Raw genomic sequence first — 18,772 nt, 5'->3', positions numbered from 1 at the left:
TTAGAGGAGGATATAAAAAATGTCAAAAGAAGTAGAAGTATATCATTGTGAAAAGTGCGGCAACACGGTAATGATGATTGACAGGGGTAAGGGACAGCTTGTATGCTGTGATGTTCCGATGGTTCTTCTGGAAGAGCAGACCGCAGACTTCAAGAACGAAAAGCACGTTCCTATAATCGAAAAAACGGATTCCGGAATAAAAGTTACTGTGGGATCGACTCTTCACCCGATGACGCCGGAACACCATATAGTTATGATAGCAGTCATTGAAGGCGATGATGTTATGGTTCACTGGCTTAAGCCCGGTGACGAGCCCGTTGCCTATTTCCCGTGCAGGAGTGTTGACGTAAAAGCAATAGAATACTGTAATATTCATAAGCTGTGGACAAACAGAAAATAAACACCTTTTTTTATTCTGATTCCATATATTATCTGTAAAGTTCTGTGCCTGTTATTGCCCGTATCTTTGGTCCGGTACTTTTAAAAAAGAAATGTAATTAGCATGATGCTTTTGAATAATTAAGCAGAAACATATTAGTTGCAGAGAAGAGTTTTCAGTTGAAAGGTATCGCGGATGAACAGGATAGATCAGTTTTTGGTTATAGCCGATGACTTGGGTAATGTCCTTCGCTTTATAAGTCTGGGTACATGCGTCCCCCTTATAGTGGCTCTGATTTATAGGGAATGGGACATGATCCTTCCTATGGCGCTTGTTCCCCTTATACTCTACCTGTTGGGAATTTTTTTCCTGATGCTTCCGGAGAACAAAAAAGAAGCCAAACTTAGTCAGGCATTGTTCTCAGTTGCACTAATCTGGCTTATATGTGCATTTGTTGGGGCTGTGCCTTTTTGGATAGGTATGGGAATGCCTTACCTTGACGCTTTGTTTGAAGCTATGTCGGGGTGGACTGATACCGGTCTTACGATGATTCCCAATGTCGATTCATTTCCCCATACACTTCTTTTCTGGAGATCCCTTATGCAGTGGCTGGGAGGTCTTGGGATTGTTGCATTCACTGTTTTAATGCTTTCAAAGACCGGTCTTAATCCTTCCAGGTTCTACCGCTCAGAGGGAAGAAGTGAGGCCTTTATGCCTAGTGTCGTGCAGCAGGGTCTTCAGATGTGGAAGATTTACATGATGCTTACTGCTCTTTCAGTTCTCCTGATTCTTATATCGGGAGTTTCGATATGGGACGCGGTAAATATTGCTATGGTTGCGATTGCAACAGGTGGTTTTTCAGTTCATTCAGCAGGAATACTGTATTACAACAATCCTCTTCTGGAAATGCTTATTATTCCGGTAATGATAGCGGGAGCGCTTCCTTTTAAGATTTATTACCTGATGTACCACAAGAAAAAAGTCAGTTTTTTCCACGATGAACAGGCGCATCTTCTGTTTTTGCTGATACTGGCGGGTTTTATTGTAATAACTCTTGATCTGTTATTTTATAACAATCTTGACTTTGCCGTTGCGATGAGACAGGGGATATTCATGGCGGTTGCAGGTGTTACTAGTACAGGGTTCCAGATATCATCGCCTAACATCTGGGCACCTGTGACTGTTCTTTTTTTGATTCTTCTAATGCTGATTGGGGGTTCATCCGGAAGTACTGCCGGAGGAATTAAGCTTTCACGTGCAGCTCTTGCGTACAGGGGAATTGTCTGGTGGTTTAAACGGTCTTTTGTAAGCGGAAAAGTGATTGTCCCGTTCAGGTATGGAGGGAAAGTAATACCAAAGTTTGAAGCGGAAATGGAAGTTTCCAAAAATATGCTTATCATAATTCTGTATCTTCTTGTAATATTTATCTCCTCTATTCTTGTCATGCACTTTGACTCACCTTCTGTTGACACAAGCAACATCGTTTTTGAAATAGTATCGGCAACGTGCAACAACGGTATAAGTACAGGTTTTGTCTCTCCGGAGATGAGCCCTTACAGTAAGGTTGTGTTTATATTTGCAATGTGGATAGGACGTCTTGAAATTATGCCGGTGATTGTATTTTTTATGGGTCTTGTGAAAGGTTTTAATCAGTCGAAATAACCGGATTGCATAATCCTTGAAAAAAATATTTCTGGCAGAAAAGTAAGGATCTGTAAGAAAAGTACTTTTAGTTTTATATAAGTACTTTTAAGGTCTGTTTACTTCGTTTTGAGATTACAATATACAACGGGAAATGAGGGGGTATTCTGTAGGTTAAATTTCAGATGTTTAAGAAAAACAACTACAGATCAGCAACGGGTTATATGATCTGAAAATTTCATTAAAATTAAAAAAGAGCAAAAATATGTTCCTTTCCGGTAGTCCTAATCCGGGAAGGTCTTTTGGTTCATGATGAAAGATTTACTCGTAGATATACTTCTCGTCTACTCTTTCATAGGAGGTGATTTCATCGTCTTTGAAATGGATGGATATTTCACGTTTTGCAGTTTCGTTTGAGTCGGAACCGTGTATCACGTTCATCCCTATTTCAACACCGAGGTCTCCGCGTATTGTGCCGGGAAGAGCTTCGGCAGGGTTTGTTGCACCAATCATGCTTCTCGTGATTGCTACAACGTTCTTTCCTTCCCAGACCATCAAAAAGCACGGGCCACTCATAATGTATGACTTGAGCCCCGGGAAGAAAGGTTTGTTTTTGTGCTCAGCATAGTGCTGCATGACTCTTTCTTCAGGTAAAACCTCAAATTTTGCAGCGACAAGCTTCAGGCCCTTTTTTTCAAAGCGTGAAACAATTTCCCCTATAAGTCCGCGCTGAACACCGTCGGGTTTAATCATCAGAAATGTCTGATCCATAGATTCCGGTTTCACTCCTTGTTAAGAGCCTTGCGTCCGGCACTTGTCCAGGGTACGCGCCTCGGGACTCTGCCGAGCCGGTAATTGCTTTCGCATTTTGAGCTGCAGAAATAAAAGATAGACCCGTCTTTCTTAACGTACATCTTGCCTGTCCCGGGTTTTATCTGTTCTCCGCAGAACGAACATACGTATGTATCCACCATTTTTCAGCGCCTCGACAATTTCTTAGCTTCACGTTCTGTCTCGATAAGCATAAGGACATCGCCCTCGCGGATTGGACCCACGGTATTGCGGGTTATGATCCTTCCTTTGTTTGAACCATCCAGAATACGGCATTTGACCTGGAAAGCCTCTCCATGCATTCCTGTCGGGCCAATAATCTCGATAACTTCAGCCGGCGTTGCATCTGCCATTAACAGTCACCTCACTTTCTGAGTTCGGCGATCTGACCGATTACTTCGTCAAGGAGTTCCTTTGCTTTACCTGACTTTACGACTGCAGCTGCTGCTGACCCTACTTCCAGGCCGCTTGCTGCACCAACATCGTTCTGCTGGTTGATTATAACATACGGGCACTGCTTCTCGTCGCAAAGTGCCGGGAGGTGCATTACAATCTCCTCTGGCTCAACGTCTCCGCCGATTAAAACAAGCTGTGCGGTTCCTCTCTCAACAGCCTTTGTTGCTTCGTTTGATCCTTTCTTAATCTTTCCTGTGTCTCTTGCAAGTTCCAGGACTTCAAGAGCTTTGTTCTGGATTTCGTCCGGAACCTCAAATTTTGCATATACTTTTGACATAACTCACCTCATTCAGGAGCAAAGAGTAAAAAAAGCATTTTCGTGCTCTTTTATATTCTTGAATCAGAGTTACTCCTTCATCACTCATCAGTCAGCGATTGATGTAGCTATATTAATTCATCATAAAAATTGATAAATGTTTTTGAATTTCTTTCTTTTCAGGTCTTATCATAAAATAAAATCTGTTGAGATCTGCTCCTGAATTTTAAATATACAGACGGGATAATTATGACTTTTTTATTGAATATATTGTGACATTGTCGTTTTTGTAGACTTCTTCGAGGTCTTCGCAGGGAAGGTTTATGCCATATCTTTCCTTTTCCGGTGTACCTACGTATATATAGTCCATGCCGTATTTTTCCATAAGTTTCAGGCATTTGTCCGTGTTTTCATAAATTTGCCTGACATCGCTCATCCTGTCCCCGACAAGGCCCGAATCCCCGCGCCACATCTGCTCGTGAAACGGCATACCTATAATCGTGTTGTAACCAGTCATTGACGAGATTCTTGAATAATAGGTATAATCACCGTTTTCTGCCTCAACTATTGATATATTTCCTCCAAGTCCTTCCAAAAACTGTATGGCGTCATAATCATACGGATAAGAGTTTTTCAGCCAGTCTGAACCGTCCAGAGTCTTTCCGCCGTAGCCGTAGTTTAAATCCGGAAGTATTACAGGCACCATAAAAAGCGCGACAATCATTACGGCGGCAGCGCATTTTTTTCTGCCGCTTAAAGGATGGATTTCGCCAGGGTATTTATTCCCGAGGAATTTGCCTATATACACGAATGATGATATTCCGAGCATCATCCATGCTATAATGGAGAGCTTGAATACAGTGTTCATCCGGAAGTATTCCTCACCCATATTATCTTTCAGGTAGACAGTCTCGGTAAAAATTATTATCAGCATACCGATTGCCGCAATTATATCCTGCGCAGACTTGTTTTTTCTTGAAATCAGTGCCGCAGCCAAAACTGCGCAGAGCCCGGCGCCGATGTATCCCAAAAGAAGAAACGGAATAAACAACGCCAGAATATGGGGCTTTTCACGAAGGTCTTTTAGGCATTCCAGGTAGAGTACCGCGAGGAAAAATCCGTATACGAGCAGAAAAGCCACAGGTTCTGTAGGAGAACCGACAATCCCTACTCCTTCTATTCCAGATGCATTCATCATTAGGTAATACGGGAGGTATATCAGGACTGCCATTGCCGGGGCCGCAACAAGAATTCTGAGAGGAACTGCTTTAATCCATTCCTTATCAGGGTTTTCTTTTCTTTCTTTCAGGAATATCAGTAACCCGAACAGAAGGATAACCGGAGCGTACACCAGAATATCCCATGTGTTTATGAGAGGCATTGATCCGAGGCTTAACGAAAGAAGCGCAGTCATAACCCACTTTTCGTTATTATCAAGCTTGTTCCATTTTATATAGACATATGTCAGCAGAAATAGGAAAAACGCCTGGTTAAAAAGTGATATTACATGTGCGTGCGGATCACCCCACAGCATTGAAAATATAGGGTATTCGGTTATTGCACCGTCAATAGTCCTTGTGCTTTCCCACATTATAGTCTGGATGCCTTCTCCAAGAAAGATGTGATAAATAAATGCCGGGTTTACTATGAAAAGAGTCAGAAGAGGCAGCCAGTCATATTTTTTCAGGAGAAGCCTGCCGGATGCATATAGTGCAACTCCTGCATTCGCAAAGACTGTAGGAAGCATGAAATTGAAGACAATTGTTGATTTGATACCAGTAATGTCTCCGAGAGCCCCGAATATCCAGTGTCCGAGATAATAGTATACATCAAGATTTCCCCCGGAGTACCACGGGTCTGCAGGAGGAATAACAGGGTTGTTCATAATCGATGCAAGAAATGCATGGTCCATGAACTTCTCGGCATATGATATCGACGGGTTGAGGAACCTAACTTCAAGCATAAAAATAAACAGCAGGAAGAAGACAACATCCCACCTGATGTTTTTTAAAAATTCCTGCTTTGTGTACTCTTTTTTGTGCAGGTAATGAATAAAAAGAGCCACGAAAATTACAAGCGACAGGTATACCGGGAGGTGAAAGAGACCGCAGTACCATGATATCAGCGTGAATAAAAGAATTGATGCAGGATAAGATATGCCGTATGAAAAGTCTCCGGCAGCTTTTTTTAAAGCCGGCCACAGGGAAATCTGGAGAAATTTCAGGATAAAGATCCAGAGAATCACTGAGAATATCTGCTGCAGAACTGCCGTCAAATCATTTCTCCTTTGTCAATTCCTTTTGAGAAAGCACGTTTCATAAGGTCTACAGCCCAGTCTCCAAACAGGTACATGGATATTACACCGCCTGCAAGGGTTACAAGATTTTTCAGGAGGTGGTCTATAACTGCAATAAGAGTTGCAACTGCGGCTGTTGTTCCTGATATCTCAAGTGTCAGGGCAACTGCAAGTTCGTATGTGCCGACACCTCCTGGCGTAACAGGAACTGCCTTTACAAGATTTCCTATAACGATTGCAAGGACAATCACGATGAACGGGATATCCACGTTAAACATCATTGCAATTACCATGCAGATGACGCAGTCAAAAAGCCATATGACAACTGATGAAATCCCAAGAATAAATATGGCTGAAATGTTCAGTGAGGCCTGCTTGATCTCGGAAATAAGGTTAAAAAGAACCTTAAGGTATTTGTTCTCTGATTTGATATTCCCAAAAAGCCCTATGAGAATCATAAACAAGAGGCAGAATATCAATGATACTGCTATAACAGTTGAAAACCACCCGGGGACGTTGAGTACAAAAGGCATTGCAGCTGCACCGAGTAATGCTACGACAATAATATCAAAAAATCTTTCAACAACAAGCGAGGACAGCCCTTTAGAGTAAGTGGCATCTGCTTCGTGCTTTAAAATAACAAGGCGGACGAGATCTCCCAGCCTTGCGGGAATTACAAGGTTTGCAGTCTGCGAAATGTATATACATGCCGTGGACTTCCATAGATTTATTGAGACCTCAAGTTTTTTAAGGATATACTGGTATCTCAGACCTCTCAAAAACCATGCCGCCACGCAGATAAAAACAGCGGCAATAAGATATGAGAGTACAGCCGTCTGCAGTGCAACAATAAGATCGTCCCAAACGCGCCACAGCATATAGGCAAGAATTCCGGCGGCAATTAATGTCGGGATAATAATTGCTCCGGCTTTTTTGAAATTCATCTGAGCTGCCACCACAATTTCAGGATATCTGATCCCATGGAAAATATATCACTGAACCTGACTGTTGTCCCCTCTCCGGTTTTCCAGTGTACCGGAAATTCGTATATTTTATAGCCGGCACGCTGACCTCTTATAAGAATTTCAGTATCCCAGAACCAGTGCCCGGCAGAAACAGAAGGTATAAGATTCATGAGACTTTCTTTTCTGAATGCCTTAAACCCACACTGGTGGTCATGAATTTTGCTTTTCAGGATTATTCTTACCAGTTTATTGTATCCCCTGCTTGCAATCTCCCTGTTTTTTGTCCTTACTATATCGCTGTCGGGAAGAAGACGTGACCCTGTGGAAATGTCGGCACCTTCCTTTATGGACTCTATAAGCTTTTTCAGGTGATTCATATCTGTGGCGAGGTCCACGTCATAATAGCAGACTATATCTCCCCCGGCATACGTAAAAGCCTTGTTCAGGGCATTTCCTCTGCCCTGCCTTTCATCACTGTGAAGAAGTTTTACACGTGGGTCTTTTTTTCCCCATTCTTCGACAAGTTCCCTGCTGCCGTCACTACTGTTGTCCTCGGCAATTATAATCTCAAAAGAATCGGTTATTTTTTCAAGGGTGGCAAGAGATACCGGGATCGCAGACTCCAGTGATTTTTTATCGTTATATACTGGTATAACTGCGCTGATCTCGTTTTTTTTCATAGATTATATTTCCTTATAATTTCTGATGCGGCATGTTTTCCAGCGACAATTGATCCTTCCATGCTTCTTTCAGGGTAGTTAGGAAGAGAAAACATTCCTGCAAGGAAAAGATCGTCCTTTTCATATTCAGGAATCAGTTTTTTATAGCCTTTTACGTAAACCGGCCCTGCTGATTCGTCAATGTTGAGTCTGTACCAGTTTATTTCATCTCTTCTGACTTTAAAGCGACTGCTGAAATCGTCGATCATCGCTTTTTCAAGACCTTCTGGTGGTATTCCGGTAAAGTATGAGGCAAGATATACTATATGCTCATTGTATCTTTCCTGCGGGACGAAGTTTGTATGGCCGATTACTGCACCATATGGTGCTTTGTCTTTCATATTAAGCCAGTATATTCCTTCTGTGACTTCTCTTTTGAGACCTATTGTCATGCATGCAGCGCCCTGGTAGGGGATGTCACCTATTTTTGGCCCGCCTATATCTTCAAGATATGAAGGATTTATTGTGGACAGCACTGCATCATAGTGTGTCCCGTTTACTTCCCATCCAGAATCAGTATGTATTATTTTTTCAGCCGCATTTCCTGTTTCAATTATACATCCGGAATCCTTAAGTTTCTGAGTCAGTTTCTCGGTAAGAGAATTATAACCGTTTCTGAAGTATCCAAGTTTTTCCCCGCTTATTTTTCTGTCAGACCTAATGGCAATTCTTGATATAAGCCATGCAGCTGAGACAGATCCCCTGATATCGCCGAATTTGCTGTTTAACAGTGGCTCAAAGAAGGATTCATATACACTTATGCCGCATTTTTCAACTATGAAATCCTTTGCCGAGATGTCATCAAGACCGTTTACATCATATTTTTTTGAGTGCAAAGTGAGAATTCCAAGTTTTATTTTGTCTTTTACAGAAAGGTATGGGTATTTGAGGATTTCCAACGGAGTTGTAAGAGGATATATTTTATTGTTCACATAGTAACCTGTGCTTCCAGAAAGCCACTCGAGTTCACCAATGATTCCCAGCGATTCTGCAAGTTCAAAGAGATTGGTGTCACCGGAAAAGCAATGGTGATAAAAATCCTCTATGTATCCTTTACCGGCTTTAGACGAAGAAAGACAGCCTCCTGTTTTGTTCTTTTTTTCAAGAACAGTTATGTTTGATTTATCCCTGAGAGCGTATGCCGCAGACAGGCCGCTTAGTCCACCACCTATTATGCAGATATCCATTTATATTATGTTTTATCACAGACCATTTCATATTTGTGATTGTAAAGAACAGGAGAAGCATGAATATTACATGGACTTAGAAACTGTCTTGGTTGGCAAATGGATCCTGCGGTGAAAAAAATTGTACACCTTAACTGGGGAATTGTGTAAAATAGAATGGTGGCATTAAGTTGCACCAGAAATTCATGTTGATTAGATTTTAAGGTAGTCTTTGTTTCAAACGCAAAATTTCACTTTAAGATTTACTTTAAGACTTGTTTAATTAATGAACAATATTTTCCTATATCTGCATTGTCAATCACTTTTGCATATTAAAATCATAATTTCTCTGAAATTTTCGTCGTATGAGAAATTAAGAGGTTCATCTCTTCTGACTCTGGATTTCCTACGTAAACATAAGAAAGTTTTTGAAGTAATGAAATAATACATTTTTATATCCTGAAGTAACGGGAAAAATAATCTTCACTCCACTGGATGGTGTTTTGTTAAATGAGAGTCTTTTTCATTGGATTTGGCCAGGCCGGGGGCAAAATAGTAGATATGTTCATGGAACAGGATAAGAGAGCCCCGGTCCGAAGCTTTAGAGGAATTGCAGTGAATACTGCAAGAACCGATCTTATGGGTCTTAGAAATATAGAATTGCGTGATCGCATTCTTATTGGCCAGACTGTTGTTAAAGGTCATGGTGTAGGTACAGACAATGTAACCGGAGCCAAAATCACGGCAGATGAGATTGACAGCATCATCAATACGATTGATACAAGAGGAACTCATGATATTGATGCTTTTGTAGTTTGCGCCGGTCTTGGAGGTGGAACAGGTTCCGGAGGATCACCGGTTCTGTGCCGTCATCTTAAGCGTATCTACCGTGAACCTGTGTACGCATTGGGTATACTGCCTGCTCCTGAAGAGGGCAGACTTTATTCATATAATGCTGCAAGAAGTCTTTCAACCCTTGTAAATGAGGCGGATAATACATTTATTTTTGATAACAGTGCTTGGAAAAATGAGGGAGAAAGCGTAAGGTCCGCATATGAACGCCTTAATGATGAAATAGTCCGGCGTTTCGGTGTTCTTTTCCGCGCAGGTGAAGTCGGAAGAACAGGTGTCGGAGAAATGGTTGTGGATTCCAGTGAGATTATCAATACCCTGCGCGGCGGCGGTGTGAGCTCGGTAGGATATGCAATCAGCGAAAAAGTCACTAAGAGCGTTAAGCAGAAGAGAGGATTCCTGGGGGGTCTTTCTGTAAAAAAGAAGGATTCTGCAGAAGAAGTTCTGACTGGAGAGGATAAATCTGCAAAGGTTATAGGTCTTGTCAGGCGTGCAATGCTTGGGCGTCTGACTCTGCCGTGTGATTATACAACTGCTGAGCGTGCACTGGTATTAATAGCAGGACCTCCTGATGAGATGGACAGAAAGGGTGTTGAAAAATCCAAATCATGGGTTGAAGAAAACATTGCCGGTGTTGAGGTAAGAGGTGGAGATTACCCGACAGAAAGTTCCAAAATAGCAGCGGTTGTAGTTCTTGCAACGATCGGGGATGCACCACGTATAAGGGAGCTTCTGGAGATTGCAAAAGAAACTAAAGATGATGTCATAAAATCCAAAGAACGTCGCGTAACAATGTTTGACGACGAAGAAATAGATCCGCTGTTTGAGTGAGAGAGGTAAGATATGAAGAAACAGATATTCTTTTTGGTATTGATAACTTTTGTATTATTATTGGTTAGTGCAGCATCTGCGGCAAATTTTGATAAGCCGGTGGTTAAAGTCATACCCGATAAGACTTCATATGCACCCGGTGACAATGTCATCGTAAAAGCTGAAGTTAAGCTTGCAAGCAGCGGTGATGACACATTTCCGGATGCTCATACACTTGAGGCCATAACAGAACTGGAAGACCCGAAATGGGTGTATACTGTAAAAGTAAATGATCACGGAGAAGAAAACGAGGTCACCAGAAAAACCTTGGATATTTCAGGTTATCTTCTTGATTATCCTTCTGATGATAATGAGGTTACTATAAGTTACACTTTGGAAGGGAAAGTTCCTCAAGTAACAAGTACAGGCAATATCACATTTGTCCAGATTACACAGTATGACGGAAACGGAAATATAGTGTCTTCCGGTAAGTATACAGAAGAGAGACTGGTCGTAAATCCCGATGATATAGACAAACTAAGCAATATAGTTAAAGGTGACCTGGGTGATTTTGAATCACAGCTTGAGGATAAATTAGTTGCCGGTGTAGACACAACAGCCGCGCAGTCTAAATACGATTCTGCAAAGGAACTATACACCCAGGCTGCAACGGCTTCATATTCCGATGCCAACGAACTCCTGTCTAAAGCCCAGACGCTGATAAAAGACGGTGAAACACTCCTTAACAAGGCATGGGCACAGAAGGAAATTGATGATGCCCAGTCCACTATTAACAGTGTATCATTCTATGTCACTGACTTTAAGGTAAACCGGAGTATGACGAATGATGCAAGGGTAATAAATATAGAGACGAAGCTTGAGTCCGCGCAGTCTTCTCTGAATTCTGCACAATCTATGATTAATAATGGGAACTATGCTCAGGCATACACTCTTGCAGACACCTCAAATTCAAAGGCAGAAGAGGCTCTTGAAACCGCCCAGTCTATATATGAAGAGGTAAGTAAAGGTATAATTCCTGATATCGGCGGTGCCGGAATATTTCTTATAATTGGTATAATCATTGTTGTGGCGATAGTAGGAATTGTTATTTACAGACGCTACACTTCATGGGATGAACTGGGATAACAACAATTACAAAAACTAAAACTATTTTTTAATATTTTTTCACTGCCTGTTTTTAGTTCAGATTAATACAATCTGTAGATAAGAAGACGTTGGAGATTCTCTTTATTGACAGTAAATATTTCACTGAATTATGTTACTATTACCAGTCCCGGTGATAATATTTTAACATGAACTGGGGGATGAATAAAGTAAAGGGTTTAAGCCATCAGTTATCCGGAAGGATTAGATTCACTATAAAAAGTTTTGATATGAATTAAAAATCTGAAATTCTTTAAAAAATTATTTTATTTTTTATTTTATTGCTGTTCCAGATATTTGTTTATTGCTGCTGCTGCTCTTTTGGCACTGCCCATCGCTTCTATTACGGTTGCAGCACCGGTTGCTATATCTCCGCCAGCGAAAACACCGGGGATGGAAGTTCTTCCGCATTCATCGGCAATGACGTTTCCTTTCTTTCCCCTCTTAAGGTCTTTCATAAGTGATACAAGGAGAGGGTTTGGGCTCTGGCCGATTGCCTCAATAACCACGTCTGCCTCAAGAGTAAATGTGGCATCATTTCCTTCAGCGGGAACAGGACGCGGTCTGCCGCTTTCATCTGAATCTATAAGATTTATCTTTACACATTCAACACCTGTAACAAATTTTTCTCCAAGAATTTTCACAGGGTTTGCACAGCAGTAGAACTTAATCCCTTCTTCAACAGCATTTGCAACTTCATCCTTTCTTGCAGGCATGTCCTCCTCGCGGCGCCTGTATATAAGGTAAACCTCGGCACCCATTCTTTTTGCAACGCGTGCCGAGTCCATTGCGACGTTGCCGCCGCCGACCACTGCAACCTTTTTCCCTTTGATTAACGGCGTGTCGTATTCCGGGAACCTGTCGGCGTGCATGAGGTTTACACGGGTGAGGAATTCATTTGCTGAATAGACTCCGTTCAGGTTCTCTCCCTCTATTCCCATGAAAGAAGGCAGTCCTGCACCTGTCCCGAGAAACACTGCATCGAATGAGAGAAGTTCATCTGTTGTTACACTTCTTCCGACTATGTAGTTCAGCTTAAGTTCAGCGCCGAGTGAGAGCACCTGATCGATTTCGGTCTTTACAATATCTTTCGGAAGGCGGAATGACGGAATTCCGTATGTAAGAACTCCGCCGGGAGCATGAAGCGATTCAAATATCGTGACACTGTGGCCCTGGCGTGCAAGCTCCGCTGCCGCTGTAATTCCTGCAGGGCCCGATCCTACCACTGCAACCTTTTTTCCTGTCGGTTTTTTCTTATCAGGTGTTACAATTCCGTTTTTGCGTTCCCAGTCTGCGGCAAACCTTTCAAGGGCGCCTATCCTGACAGGTTTCTCTTTGTTGCCAAGGACACATTTCCCCTCGCACTGGTTTTCCTGCGGGCATACACGTCCGCATATTGCCGGAAGCATATTCTCTGATTTTATTATCTCTGAAGCCTTTCTGAAATCATGTGCTGCAATTGCGGCGACAAATTCCGGGATATCAATGTTTACCGGGCAGCCCTTAACACATGAAGGGCGTACACATTCCATGCACCTTGAGGCTTCCAGAACCGCATTAACTTCGGAAAGACCCTCGTCGACTTCGCTGAAGTCGTTGACTCTTTCTTCAGCCTCTCTTTTGCTCATTTTAGTTCTCCCCGCATCTGCAGACATGTTCGCTGAAGTTCTCAAGAGCTTTCTTTTCCTGCTCAGGGTAGATTCTCTGCCTGTTCATAAGCTCGTTCCAGTCGACAAGGTGTGCGTCGAATTCCGGTCCGTCGACGCATGCGAATTTTGTTTCTCCTCCGACTGTGACCCTGCACGAGCCGCACATCCCCGTGCCGTCCACCATAATCGGGTTTAAACTTACAAATGTCTTTGTTTTGGTCGGAATTGTCGCCATTGATGTAATTTTCATCATTATAGCAGGACCAATAATCCAGACGCAGTCGATTTTTTCATCTTCAAGTTTCTTTTTGAGAATGTCTGCAGGAAAACCGTGATGGCCGCGGCTTCCGTCATCCGTGCAGATTACAAGTTCATCACATTCTCCTTCAAGCTCTTTTTCCAAAAGCAGCAGCTTTTCATTTCTTGCACCGATTATTCCGGTTACGTAATTACCTGTGCTTTTAAGGGCTTTTGCAAGTATAGGAAGACATGCGATGCCGACACCTCCGCCTATGAGGACACATCTTCCCCACTTTTTAATTTCGCTCGGGTGACCCAGTGGTCCTGCAACATCCTCTACGAAGTCTCCCTCTTTTAGTGTCGAAAGATGTGTTGTCGTTTTCCCGACTGCCATAAAGACGACCCTGATATGGTCGCCTTTTACGCCGGATATTGTGAGAGGAATTCTTTCTCCCTTGTCATCTATTCTTATTACGGTAAACTGTCCTGCTTTGGCGTTTTTTGAAACATGCGGGGCGTTTATCCAGAATTCAAATATATTTTCGGCAATCTTCGATGCCTTTTTCACTTCATATGCCAATAGGGTCACTCCAGAATAACAAAATATTGTGTTTATAATTTATCCTTACAACTTCTTTACTTTACGCACACGGACTGCTACTCCCCTTGATGATGAGCACATCTCCTTTGCACCCATAACGGCTCTTCCGGTTGCAACGGCTTTCTCTCCGGATACAAAGACTTCGTCACCGGAACGTATGTCTGGGTCGCAGTCGACAACGCCAGGTGCAAGGATATCACCCTGGGGAACGAAACTTTCTATATTTACCCTGTACTTGTCTCCTATGATATTCCAGCCGTCAAATGTTGGCCTTAAAAGTCCTGTCCTGCCGTCGGCCGAGAATGCCTGCTGTTTTCCCAAAAAGACTTTTTCTTTCATGAATTTGCCTTTGACATGAAGTTTTGAGGTGTCAACGTCAGTCCCAAACTGCCAGGAGAGTGTTCCCCTGACCATGTCAGGAGCCGATTTCCTGTAATTTTGGAGGGCATTTTCAAGTTTTTTAAGAGAATCAGCTGACGTGAGTTTTTCCGATGCACAGCACTCGTAATCCATACCTGCAATGTCAAGCGCCGCAAGAGCTATTTCCAGAGCGTCCCCGTCAAGGTGAACGAATACCTTTTCGTAATTGTTCTTTTTGAAATACCGTGCAATGGAATCGGTGATTATTTTTTTCTCCTCTCCGTCCCAGTAACCGGTTACCGGGACATCGTAATGTCCGGCAGGGTAAATGCGTTCAAGTTCTCTTGGGACGATTCCCAGCGGGGACGTAATTATAATCTCATGTGCCCTGTTCTGAATGGCGGACTTGAACTTCATGTGGCTTTGCGATGCCGAATACGGTTTTCTCGCAGAGCAGGGAATCAGGACCGCGACATCGGTCCTTGAAGGAATAAACCTTTCAGTCACCCTGTCTATAAATCTCCTAACCTCAGGCCTTTTTATGGATTCACCGGAGTTTGCGTACAGCCTGTTTTCCCTTACTACTGGTGTGAAACTTTCCGAAAATTCGTATGACTGGTCGAGAAGACGCAGTATTGCAACCTGGGACGCAGAATTCCTGCACCTGCGCTCGAAAAGTTCTCTTATGTGGTAGTCTTTCAGAAAACTTCTGACTGTCTGAATTTCGCAGTCCAGTGCGTTTCTGTTGTGCTCAAAAAGGCTTTTCTTCAGGCACCCAGGACACCTGCAAAGACCTTTGTCAAACCATTCTTCAGCCGGAAATTCCCCGTCCTGCGTGCAGAAAAGGTTCTGTGCGGTTTTCAGGTCGACGGCCCTGTAGTCGAAGATATCAAAACCAGAGTATATGAGTGATGCAACGTTTGACGGAAGGGCCGATGCGGGTGCATACCATGCTGTATCGGAAGGATTTCTTTCTTTCAGCTTTTTCAGGATTTCCACGTAATACTTCGGGTTGTCAAGAATCGTATGCCAGTTTGCGGCTATAAGACAGTCCCCGGAGCTTCCATTTTTCCCCGATTCGGGGGCTATGTATGTAATCCCCTGATATTCGGGAATGTACCTGCCGGCAAACTTCTGTGGAGCAAGCAACGGAACATTTGAGTAATCGTGCCCGGAAAGGTCAGTGAATATTTTTTTAGTGTCAACAGCAGAAGGTGTTTCTATAATGTCCCCTGACTCCGGCGTGAAAATTCCTGTACGGGCGCGGCCGTCTCTTTTAAGTGCTTCAAACATAGGAATAACCTGATTTTATTTCTTTAAGTTCTTCAGAGACTATTTCTCTCTCTTCGTCGCTGCATGCAATAAAAAAGGACGAATCCGGGTTTTCTGCAATAAGGTTTGCAATTCCTATGCATCCTGATTTAATCATATCCCGGTCGGGTTCTGGAGTCTCACTCTGGCCTATCGGGAAAGTCTCTTTAAGTTCCGGAAGGTAAGGGCCGAAAGGCGGTTTGAACAGGAAAACAGTGTCATAACCACCGCGGTTTTTGCCTTCAAAGGATATAAGCACTTTTTTTCCGGCAGGAAGCCGTTTTACCATTTCATGATACCTGCTGACCTCGGTTCTCATGCAGCTTTCGCTTCCTCTGTAGAAGAAGCGCCTTTTTGTTATCCTGTCAGATTTTTCGAGCTGGTCTTTGTATTTCAGAAGTTCACGGTAGCCTTCAAGAAGGCGTGGGTGGTTTCTGCACCTTTCGTCAACAAGCTCCCAGAGTGTCCCGTCAAGGATTGATTGTCTTATCCTTGATATCTCTGCAAGAGTCACGTACAGGTTGTGATATGCAAGAAGCCTCTCTTTTTCAGGCGATTTCTTAAGCTCCCCGGCGCTGTGCGTCCTGCACACGTGGCATGCGCAGGGCAGTTCATTTAATTCATTTAATTTGTAGCTCCCATGCGGCGTCATGTACCGGTCTTCTCTTGCATAAAGGGCATATGCAGCGGAATCGAAGACATCGCATCCCATAGCTGTGGCAAGCGCAAACATTGAAGGATGACCAGCCCCGAAAAGGTGTATGCATGATGACGGTGAAAGCTCTGATTTTGCCGCCATTACAACCTGGACAAGCTCCTTGTAGCGGTAGTTCTCCATAAGCGGGACAACGGCACCTATTGGACAGAACGAAAAATCAAGCTCTCTTACTTCTCTTCCTGCACTTTTCCTTAAGTCTGTATAGATTCCTCCCTGTACAGGTGCGCAGAGGTGGCCGTCGTCTATGATTCCGCGTGCTTCTTTAATTCGTTCCATTGTAATGGAAAGCTCTTCCTCTGCCTCTTCGTGTGTCTTGTCGGGGGATGTTGCAATGTCCATCGGGACAATAATGTCGCTTCCTATTGCGCGCTGGAACTTTACCGTGTCAGTATTTGAAAAATCGATGTCACCGTAGACGGAATGCTGAAATGCTCCGGAGTCTGTCATGATAACACCATTAAAGCCAAGTACTTTGTGGAGCCCCTCTTTCAGGGCTTTCTCCCTGAATTCATCGCTTTTGCTGAAGATGTAGGCGTTTGTAATAAGTGCCTCAACGCCAAGTTTTTCCATTTCCTCAGGTTTAATCAGTTGTATATTAGGGTTTATTACCGGAAGGAGAAGCGGTGTCTTAACTGTCTTTTCACCGACTCTGAGTTTACCAAGCCTTCCCATTATGTCCTTTCTGGTTACTTCAAAACTAATGCTCATGTAGTCCTCTTTTCTGAAAAAATCTGCCCTTCGAATGTGAGCAGTTCATAGTTATCGTCTTTCCAGCAGTCCCTGTAAAGACCTGCCTTAAGGCATGTATTATCAAGAAATTCTTCCGGGCTCCAGTTGTAATCTGTTGCGACCTGGGGAAGAAGAAGACCTGAATTGCCTCTCCCTTGAATAATAAGGCCGTGACGCCCGATTTCTATATTACCAGCCCTTCTTTCTGCAGGGCACAGAAGGGGTGCAGGGGGTGTTAAAACCGTAACTTCAATTGTTATGTTTTTTAGCTCTTCAGCCCTGACCGGCATAAATCTCGGGTCTTTGGTCGCGGCCGATATCGCCGAGTCGCTTATTGCCTCGGAAAGCGGCATCACGGGATATGGAAATCCTATACATCCTCTCAAATCACCGAATTCATTAAGCGTTACGAATACGCCGCGTTTTTCGCTGAATATAGGAGATAGTGGAGGGCAGTCAGCCTCTTTTCCTGCTATCATGCGTTCAATGGTTTTTCTCGCAAGGCATAGGGCGGCCTTTCCTTCATCATCGTCCAGGAGCATCATTACTTACATATATTGCGGGCTGACAATAATAAGATTGAGAGGGAGAGTGCGGCTGACGGTGGCATCTATTTGCCGCTGAGGAAAGTCCCCACTCCGTCCGGATACGCAAAGCCGCATTCAAGTGCGGGTGGCGAGAGTCACGGCTCTGGCACAGAAACGATAACGGCCTCATCTTCCGTTGCCTATGATGCAGGTTTAAAACTGCTGAAGCGTTTAAGGTATGAGGATTCGGTGGAACGGTGAATCCCTGCGGGAGCAAGTCAGAACAGAGAGTTATACGGTATTTCCGGGCCGTTCTCGGGTATGGCGCGAAGCTGAATGCCGCAATGAACAGAATGGGGCTTACTACTCCCACTCATATTAAGTGTCCTGTTATTCTTTTTTGAGGTTGAGATAAATCAGCGTAATCACTTTGTATATATGTTTCTGATAATTCCGGCTGTATATATTTCAAATTCTGTAAACGTAGTTCAAAAAATATTTTTTACTTGGAATTACTATTAGTAATATATGCAAATTCCGGATTCTTCAGATATCAGGGACAAGCGCATAGAGCTCGGACTTACGCAGTCAGACGTAGCGGAAAAATCAGGTCTGAGTCAGTCAATGATTGCAAGAATTGAGTCCGGGACAGTTGACCCGCGCCTGAGCACCCTGAAAAAAATCGTGGATGTTCTGAACAAGGAGGAAGTTTCTGCCGTGACTGCGGGAGATATAATGCACAGTCCTGTTATAGGTGTTCAGGTAAATGAAACTCTTGCGCAGACTGTTGCTATCATGGAGGCGCATGGTATATCCCAGATCCCTGTGCTTGAAAAGGATGTTGCCGTAGGGTGCATCTCTGAGTCGGCAATAATAAATGCCATGGACGAGGGGAGAATCCAGAAAATACAGTCACATGTCGTTTCGGATTTCATGGAGGACGGTTTTCCGACAATTCCTCTGTCGTCATGCATGGATACGATAATTCATCTCCTGCACAACCATCACGCCGTACTCGTTGCAGACAAGGGAAAAGTTACAGGAGTTATAACGAAGTATGATCTTATCGGAATGATGACAAAGTAAAATAGTATTTTTAAGG

Annotated in this window: 18 protein-coding genes and 1 other RNA gene; 6 read left to right on the top strand and 13 right to left on the bottom strand. The window is 43.3% G+C overall.

What is annotated here, in order from left to right; translation table 11 throughout:
- Nucleotides 1-19: 19 nt before the first annotated feature.
- Together J2128_RS04785 and J2128_RS04780 are read left to right on the top strand one after the other, a co-directional pair.
- The gene (locus J2128_RS04785; RefSeq protein WP_209689961.1) at nt 20-400 is read left to right on the top strand and encodes a desulfoferrodoxin family protein; all 381 of its coding nucleotides are present in this window, start codon (nt 20-22) and stop codon (nt 398-400) included.
- Between the two features lie 174 nt (nt 401-574).
- Complete coding sequence (locus J2128_RS04780) at nt 575-2,041, top strand: TrkH family potassium uptake protein (RefSeq protein ID WP_209689960.1); 1,467 nt, start codon at nt 575-577, stop codon at nt 2,039-2,041.
- Nucleotides 2,042-2,341: 300 nt separating this feature from the next.
- Here the strand turns inward: J2128_RS04780 and ndk are convergent, their stop codons facing one another.
- The 8 genes from ndk to J2128_RS04740 form a co-directional block, all read right to left on the bottom strand.
- Nucleotides 2,342-2,791 (bottom strand): nucleoside-diphosphate kinase, encoded by a 450-nt coding sequence (ndk, locus tag J2128_RS04775; protein WP_209689959.1) that lies wholly within the window; start codon nt 2,789-2,791, stop codon nt 2,342-2,344.
- 11 nt (nt 2,792-2,802) lie between these two features.
- Entirely contained in the window at nt 2,803-2,994 is a 192-nt protein-coding gene (locus tag J2128_RS04770; protein ID WP_209689958.1) for a 50S ribosomal protein L24e, read from the bottom strand.
- 3 nt (nt 2,995-2,997) lie between these two features.
- The gene (locus tag J2128_RS04765; RefSeq protein ID WP_209689957.1) at nt 2,998-3,204 is read right to left on the bottom strand and encodes a 30S ribosomal protein S28e; all 207 of its coding nucleotides are present in this window, start codon (nt 3,202-3,204) and stop codon (nt 2,998-3,000) included.
- A gap of 11 nt (nt 3,205-3,215) precedes the next feature.
- Nucleotides 3,216-3,584, bottom strand: a complete 369-nt coding sequence (rpl7ae, locus tag J2128_RS04760) for a 50S ribosomal protein L7Ae (RefSeq protein WP_209689956.1) — start codon at nt 3,582-3,584, stop codon at nt 3,216-3,218.
- A 226-nt stretch (nt 3,585-3,810) separates the two neighbouring features.
- Nucleotides 3,811-5,838 carry a DUF2298 domain-containing protein gene (locus tag J2128_RS04755; RefSeq protein ID WP_245323311.1) on the bottom strand — a complete coding sequence of 676 codons (2,028 nt, stop codon included), beginning with the start codon at nt 5,836-5,838 and terminating at the stop codon, nt 3,811-3,813.
- Nucleotides 5,835-6,803, bottom strand: a complete 969-nt coding sequence (locus J2128_RS04750) for a lysylphosphatidylglycerol synthase transmembrane domain-containing protein (RefSeq protein ID WP_209689955.1) — start codon at nt 6,801-6,803, stop codon at nt 5,835-5,837. The genes J2128_RS04755 and J2128_RS04750 overlap by 4 nt, the downstream gene beginning before the upstream one ends.
- Nucleotides 6,800-7,504, bottom strand: coding sequence for a dolichyl-phosphate beta-glucosyltransferase (locus J2128_RS04745; RefSeq protein ID WP_209689954.1), 705 nt, complete (start codon nt 7,502-7,504; stop codon nt 6,800-6,802). Before J2128_RS04745 ends, J2128_RS04750 begins: the two co-directional genes overlap by 4 nt.
- Nucleotides 7,501-8,730 carry an NAD(P)/FAD-dependent oxidoreductase gene (locus J2128_RS04740; RefSeq protein WP_209689953.1) on the bottom strand — a complete coding sequence of 410 codons (1,230 nt, stop codon included), beginning with the start codon at nt 8,728-8,730 and terminating at the stop codon, nt 7,501-7,503. The genes J2128_RS04745 and J2128_RS04740 overlap by 4 nt, the downstream gene beginning before the upstream one ends.
- A gap of 489 nt (nt 8,731-9,219) precedes the next feature.
- Here J2128_RS04740 and J2128_RS04735 point away from each other — a divergent pair, with 489 nt between their 5' ends.
- Together J2128_RS04735 and J2128_RS04730 are read left to right on the top strand one after the other, a co-directional pair.
- Nucleotides 9,220-10,392, top strand: a complete 1,173-nt coding sequence (locus tag J2128_RS04735; protein ID WP_209689952.1) for a tubulin/FtsZ family protein — start codon at nt 9,220-9,222, stop codon at nt 10,390-10,392.
- A gap of 60 nt (nt 10,393-10,452) precedes the next feature.
- A complete protein-coding gene (locus tag J2128_RS04730; protein WP_245323309.1) occupies nt 10,453-11,517 on the top strand; it encodes a hypothetical protein in 1,065 nt (354 codons plus the stop codon).
- A 296-nt stretch (nt 11,518-11,813) separates the two neighbouring features.
- Here the strand turns inward: J2128_RS04730 and gltA are convergent, their stop codons facing one another.
- The 5 genes from gltA to J2128_RS04705 are packed head-to-tail and all read right to left on the bottom strand — an operon-like array spanning nt 11,814 to nt 17,688.
- On the bottom strand, nt 11,814-13,163 hold the full coding sequence (gltA, locus tag J2128_RS04725) for an NADPH-dependent glutamate synthase (RefSeq protein ID WP_209689950.1): 1,350 nt from the start codon (nt 13,161-13,163) through the stop codon (nt 11,814-11,816).
- Nucleotide 13,164: 1 nt separating this feature from the next.
- Nucleotides 13,165-14,004 carry a sulfide/dihydroorotate dehydrogenase-like FAD/NAD-binding protein gene (locus tag J2128_RS04720; protein WP_209689949.1) on the bottom strand — a complete coding sequence of 280 codons (840 nt, stop codon included), beginning with the start codon at nt 14,002-14,004 and terminating at the stop codon, nt 13,165-13,167.
- 45 nt (nt 14,005-14,049) lie between these two features.
- Nucleotides 14,050-15,678, bottom strand: coding sequence for an archaeosine synthase subunit alpha (gene arcS, locus J2128_RS04715; protein WP_209689948.1), 1,629 nt, complete (start codon nt 15,676-15,678; stop codon nt 14,050-14,052).
- The gene (tgtA, locus tag J2128_RS04710) at nt 15,671-17,122 is read right to left on the bottom strand and encodes a tRNA guanosine(15) transglycosylase TgtA (protein WP_209689947.1); all 1,452 of its coding nucleotides are present in this window, start codon (nt 17,120-17,122) and stop codon (nt 15,671-15,673) included. Before tgtA ends, arcS begins: the two co-directional genes overlap by 8 nt.
- A complete protein-coding gene (locus tag J2128_RS04705; protein ID WP_209689946.1) occupies nt 17,119-17,688 on the bottom strand; it encodes a TIGR00296 family protein in 570 nt (189 codons plus the stop codon). The genes tgtA and J2128_RS04705 overlap by 4 nt, the downstream gene beginning before the upstream one ends.
- Before the next feature lie 36 nt (nt 17,689-17,724).
- Here J2128_RS04705 and rnpB point away from each other — a divergent pair.
- Nucleotides 17,725-18,045, top strand: an RNA gene (gene rnpB, locus J2128_RS04700) — RNase P RNA component.
- A gap of 153 nt (nt 18,046-18,198) precedes the next feature.
- Nucleotides 18,199-18,756, top strand: coding sequence for a CBS domain-containing protein (locus tag J2128_RS04695; protein WP_209689945.1), 558 nt, complete (start codon nt 18,199-18,201; stop codon nt 18,754-18,756).
- Nucleotides 18,757-18,772 lie beyond the last annotated feature (16 nt).

The sequence above is a fragment of the Methanomicrobium sp. W14 genome, from assembly GCF_017875315.1.
Taxonomy (GTDB): domain Archaea; phylum Halobacteriota; class Methanomicrobia; order Methanomicrobiales; family Methanomicrobiaceae; genus Methanomicrobium.
The sequence above is the reverse complement of the archived record's forward strand: the minus strand, read 5'-3'. Positions and strand labels throughout refer to the sequence as shown.

Coding starts and splice junctions, on each gene's coding strand:
- J2128_RS04785 (WP_209689961.1), top strand. CDS start 20: ATGTCAAAAGAAGTAGAAGTATATCATTGTGAAAAGTGCGGCAACACG.
- J2128_RS04780 (WP_209689960.1), top strand. CDS start 575: ATGAACAGGATAGATCAGTTTTTGGTTATAGCCGATGACTTGGGTAAT.
- ndk (WP_209689959.1), bottom strand. CDS start 2,791: ATGGATCAGACATTTCTGATGATTAAACCCGACGGTGTTCAGCGCGGA.
- J2128_RS04770 (WP_209689958.1), bottom strand. CDS start 2,994: ATGGTGGATACATACGTATGTTCGTTCTGCGGAGAACAGATAAAACCC.
- J2128_RS04765 (WP_209689957.1), bottom strand. CDS start 3,204: ATGGCAGATGCAACGCCGGCTGAAGTTATCGAGATTATTGGCCCGACA.
- rpl7ae (WP_209689956.1), bottom strand. CDS start 3,584: ATGTCAAAAGTATATGCAAAATTTGAGGTTCCGGACGAAATCCAGAAC.
- J2128_RS04750 (WP_209689955.1), bottom strand. CDS start 6,803: ATGAATTTCAAAAAAGCCGGAGCAATTATTATCCCGACATTAATTGCC.
- J2128_RS04745 (WP_209689954.1), bottom strand. CDS start 7,504: ATGAAAAAAAACGAGATCAGCGCAGTTATACCAGTATATAACGATAAA.
- J2128_RS04740 (WP_209689953.1), bottom strand. CDS start 8,730: ATGGATATCTGCATAATAGGTGGTGGACTAAGCGGCCTGTCTGCGGCA.
- J2128_RS04735 (WP_209689952.1), top strand. CDS start 9,220: ATGAGAGTCTTTTTCATTGGATTTGGCCAGGCCGGGGGCAAAATAGTA.
- gltA (WP_209689950.1), bottom strand. CDS start 13,163: ATGAGCAAAAGAGAGGCTGAAGAAAGAGTCAACGACTTCAGCGAAGTC.
- arcS (WP_209689948.1), bottom strand. CDS start 15,678: ATGTTTGAAGCACTTAAAAGAGACGGCCGCGCCCGTACAGGAATTTTC.
- tgtA (WP_209689947.1), bottom strand. CDS start 17,122: ATGAGCATTAGTTTTGAAGTAACCAGAAAGGACATAATGGGAAGGCTT.
- J2128_RS04705 (WP_209689946.1), bottom strand. CDS start 17,688: ATGATGCTCCTGGACGATGATGAAGGAAAGGCCGCCCTATGCCTTGCG.
- J2128_RS04695 (WP_209689945.1), top strand. CDS start 18,199: ATGCAAATTCCGGATTCTTCAGATATCAGGGACAAGCGCATAGAGCTC.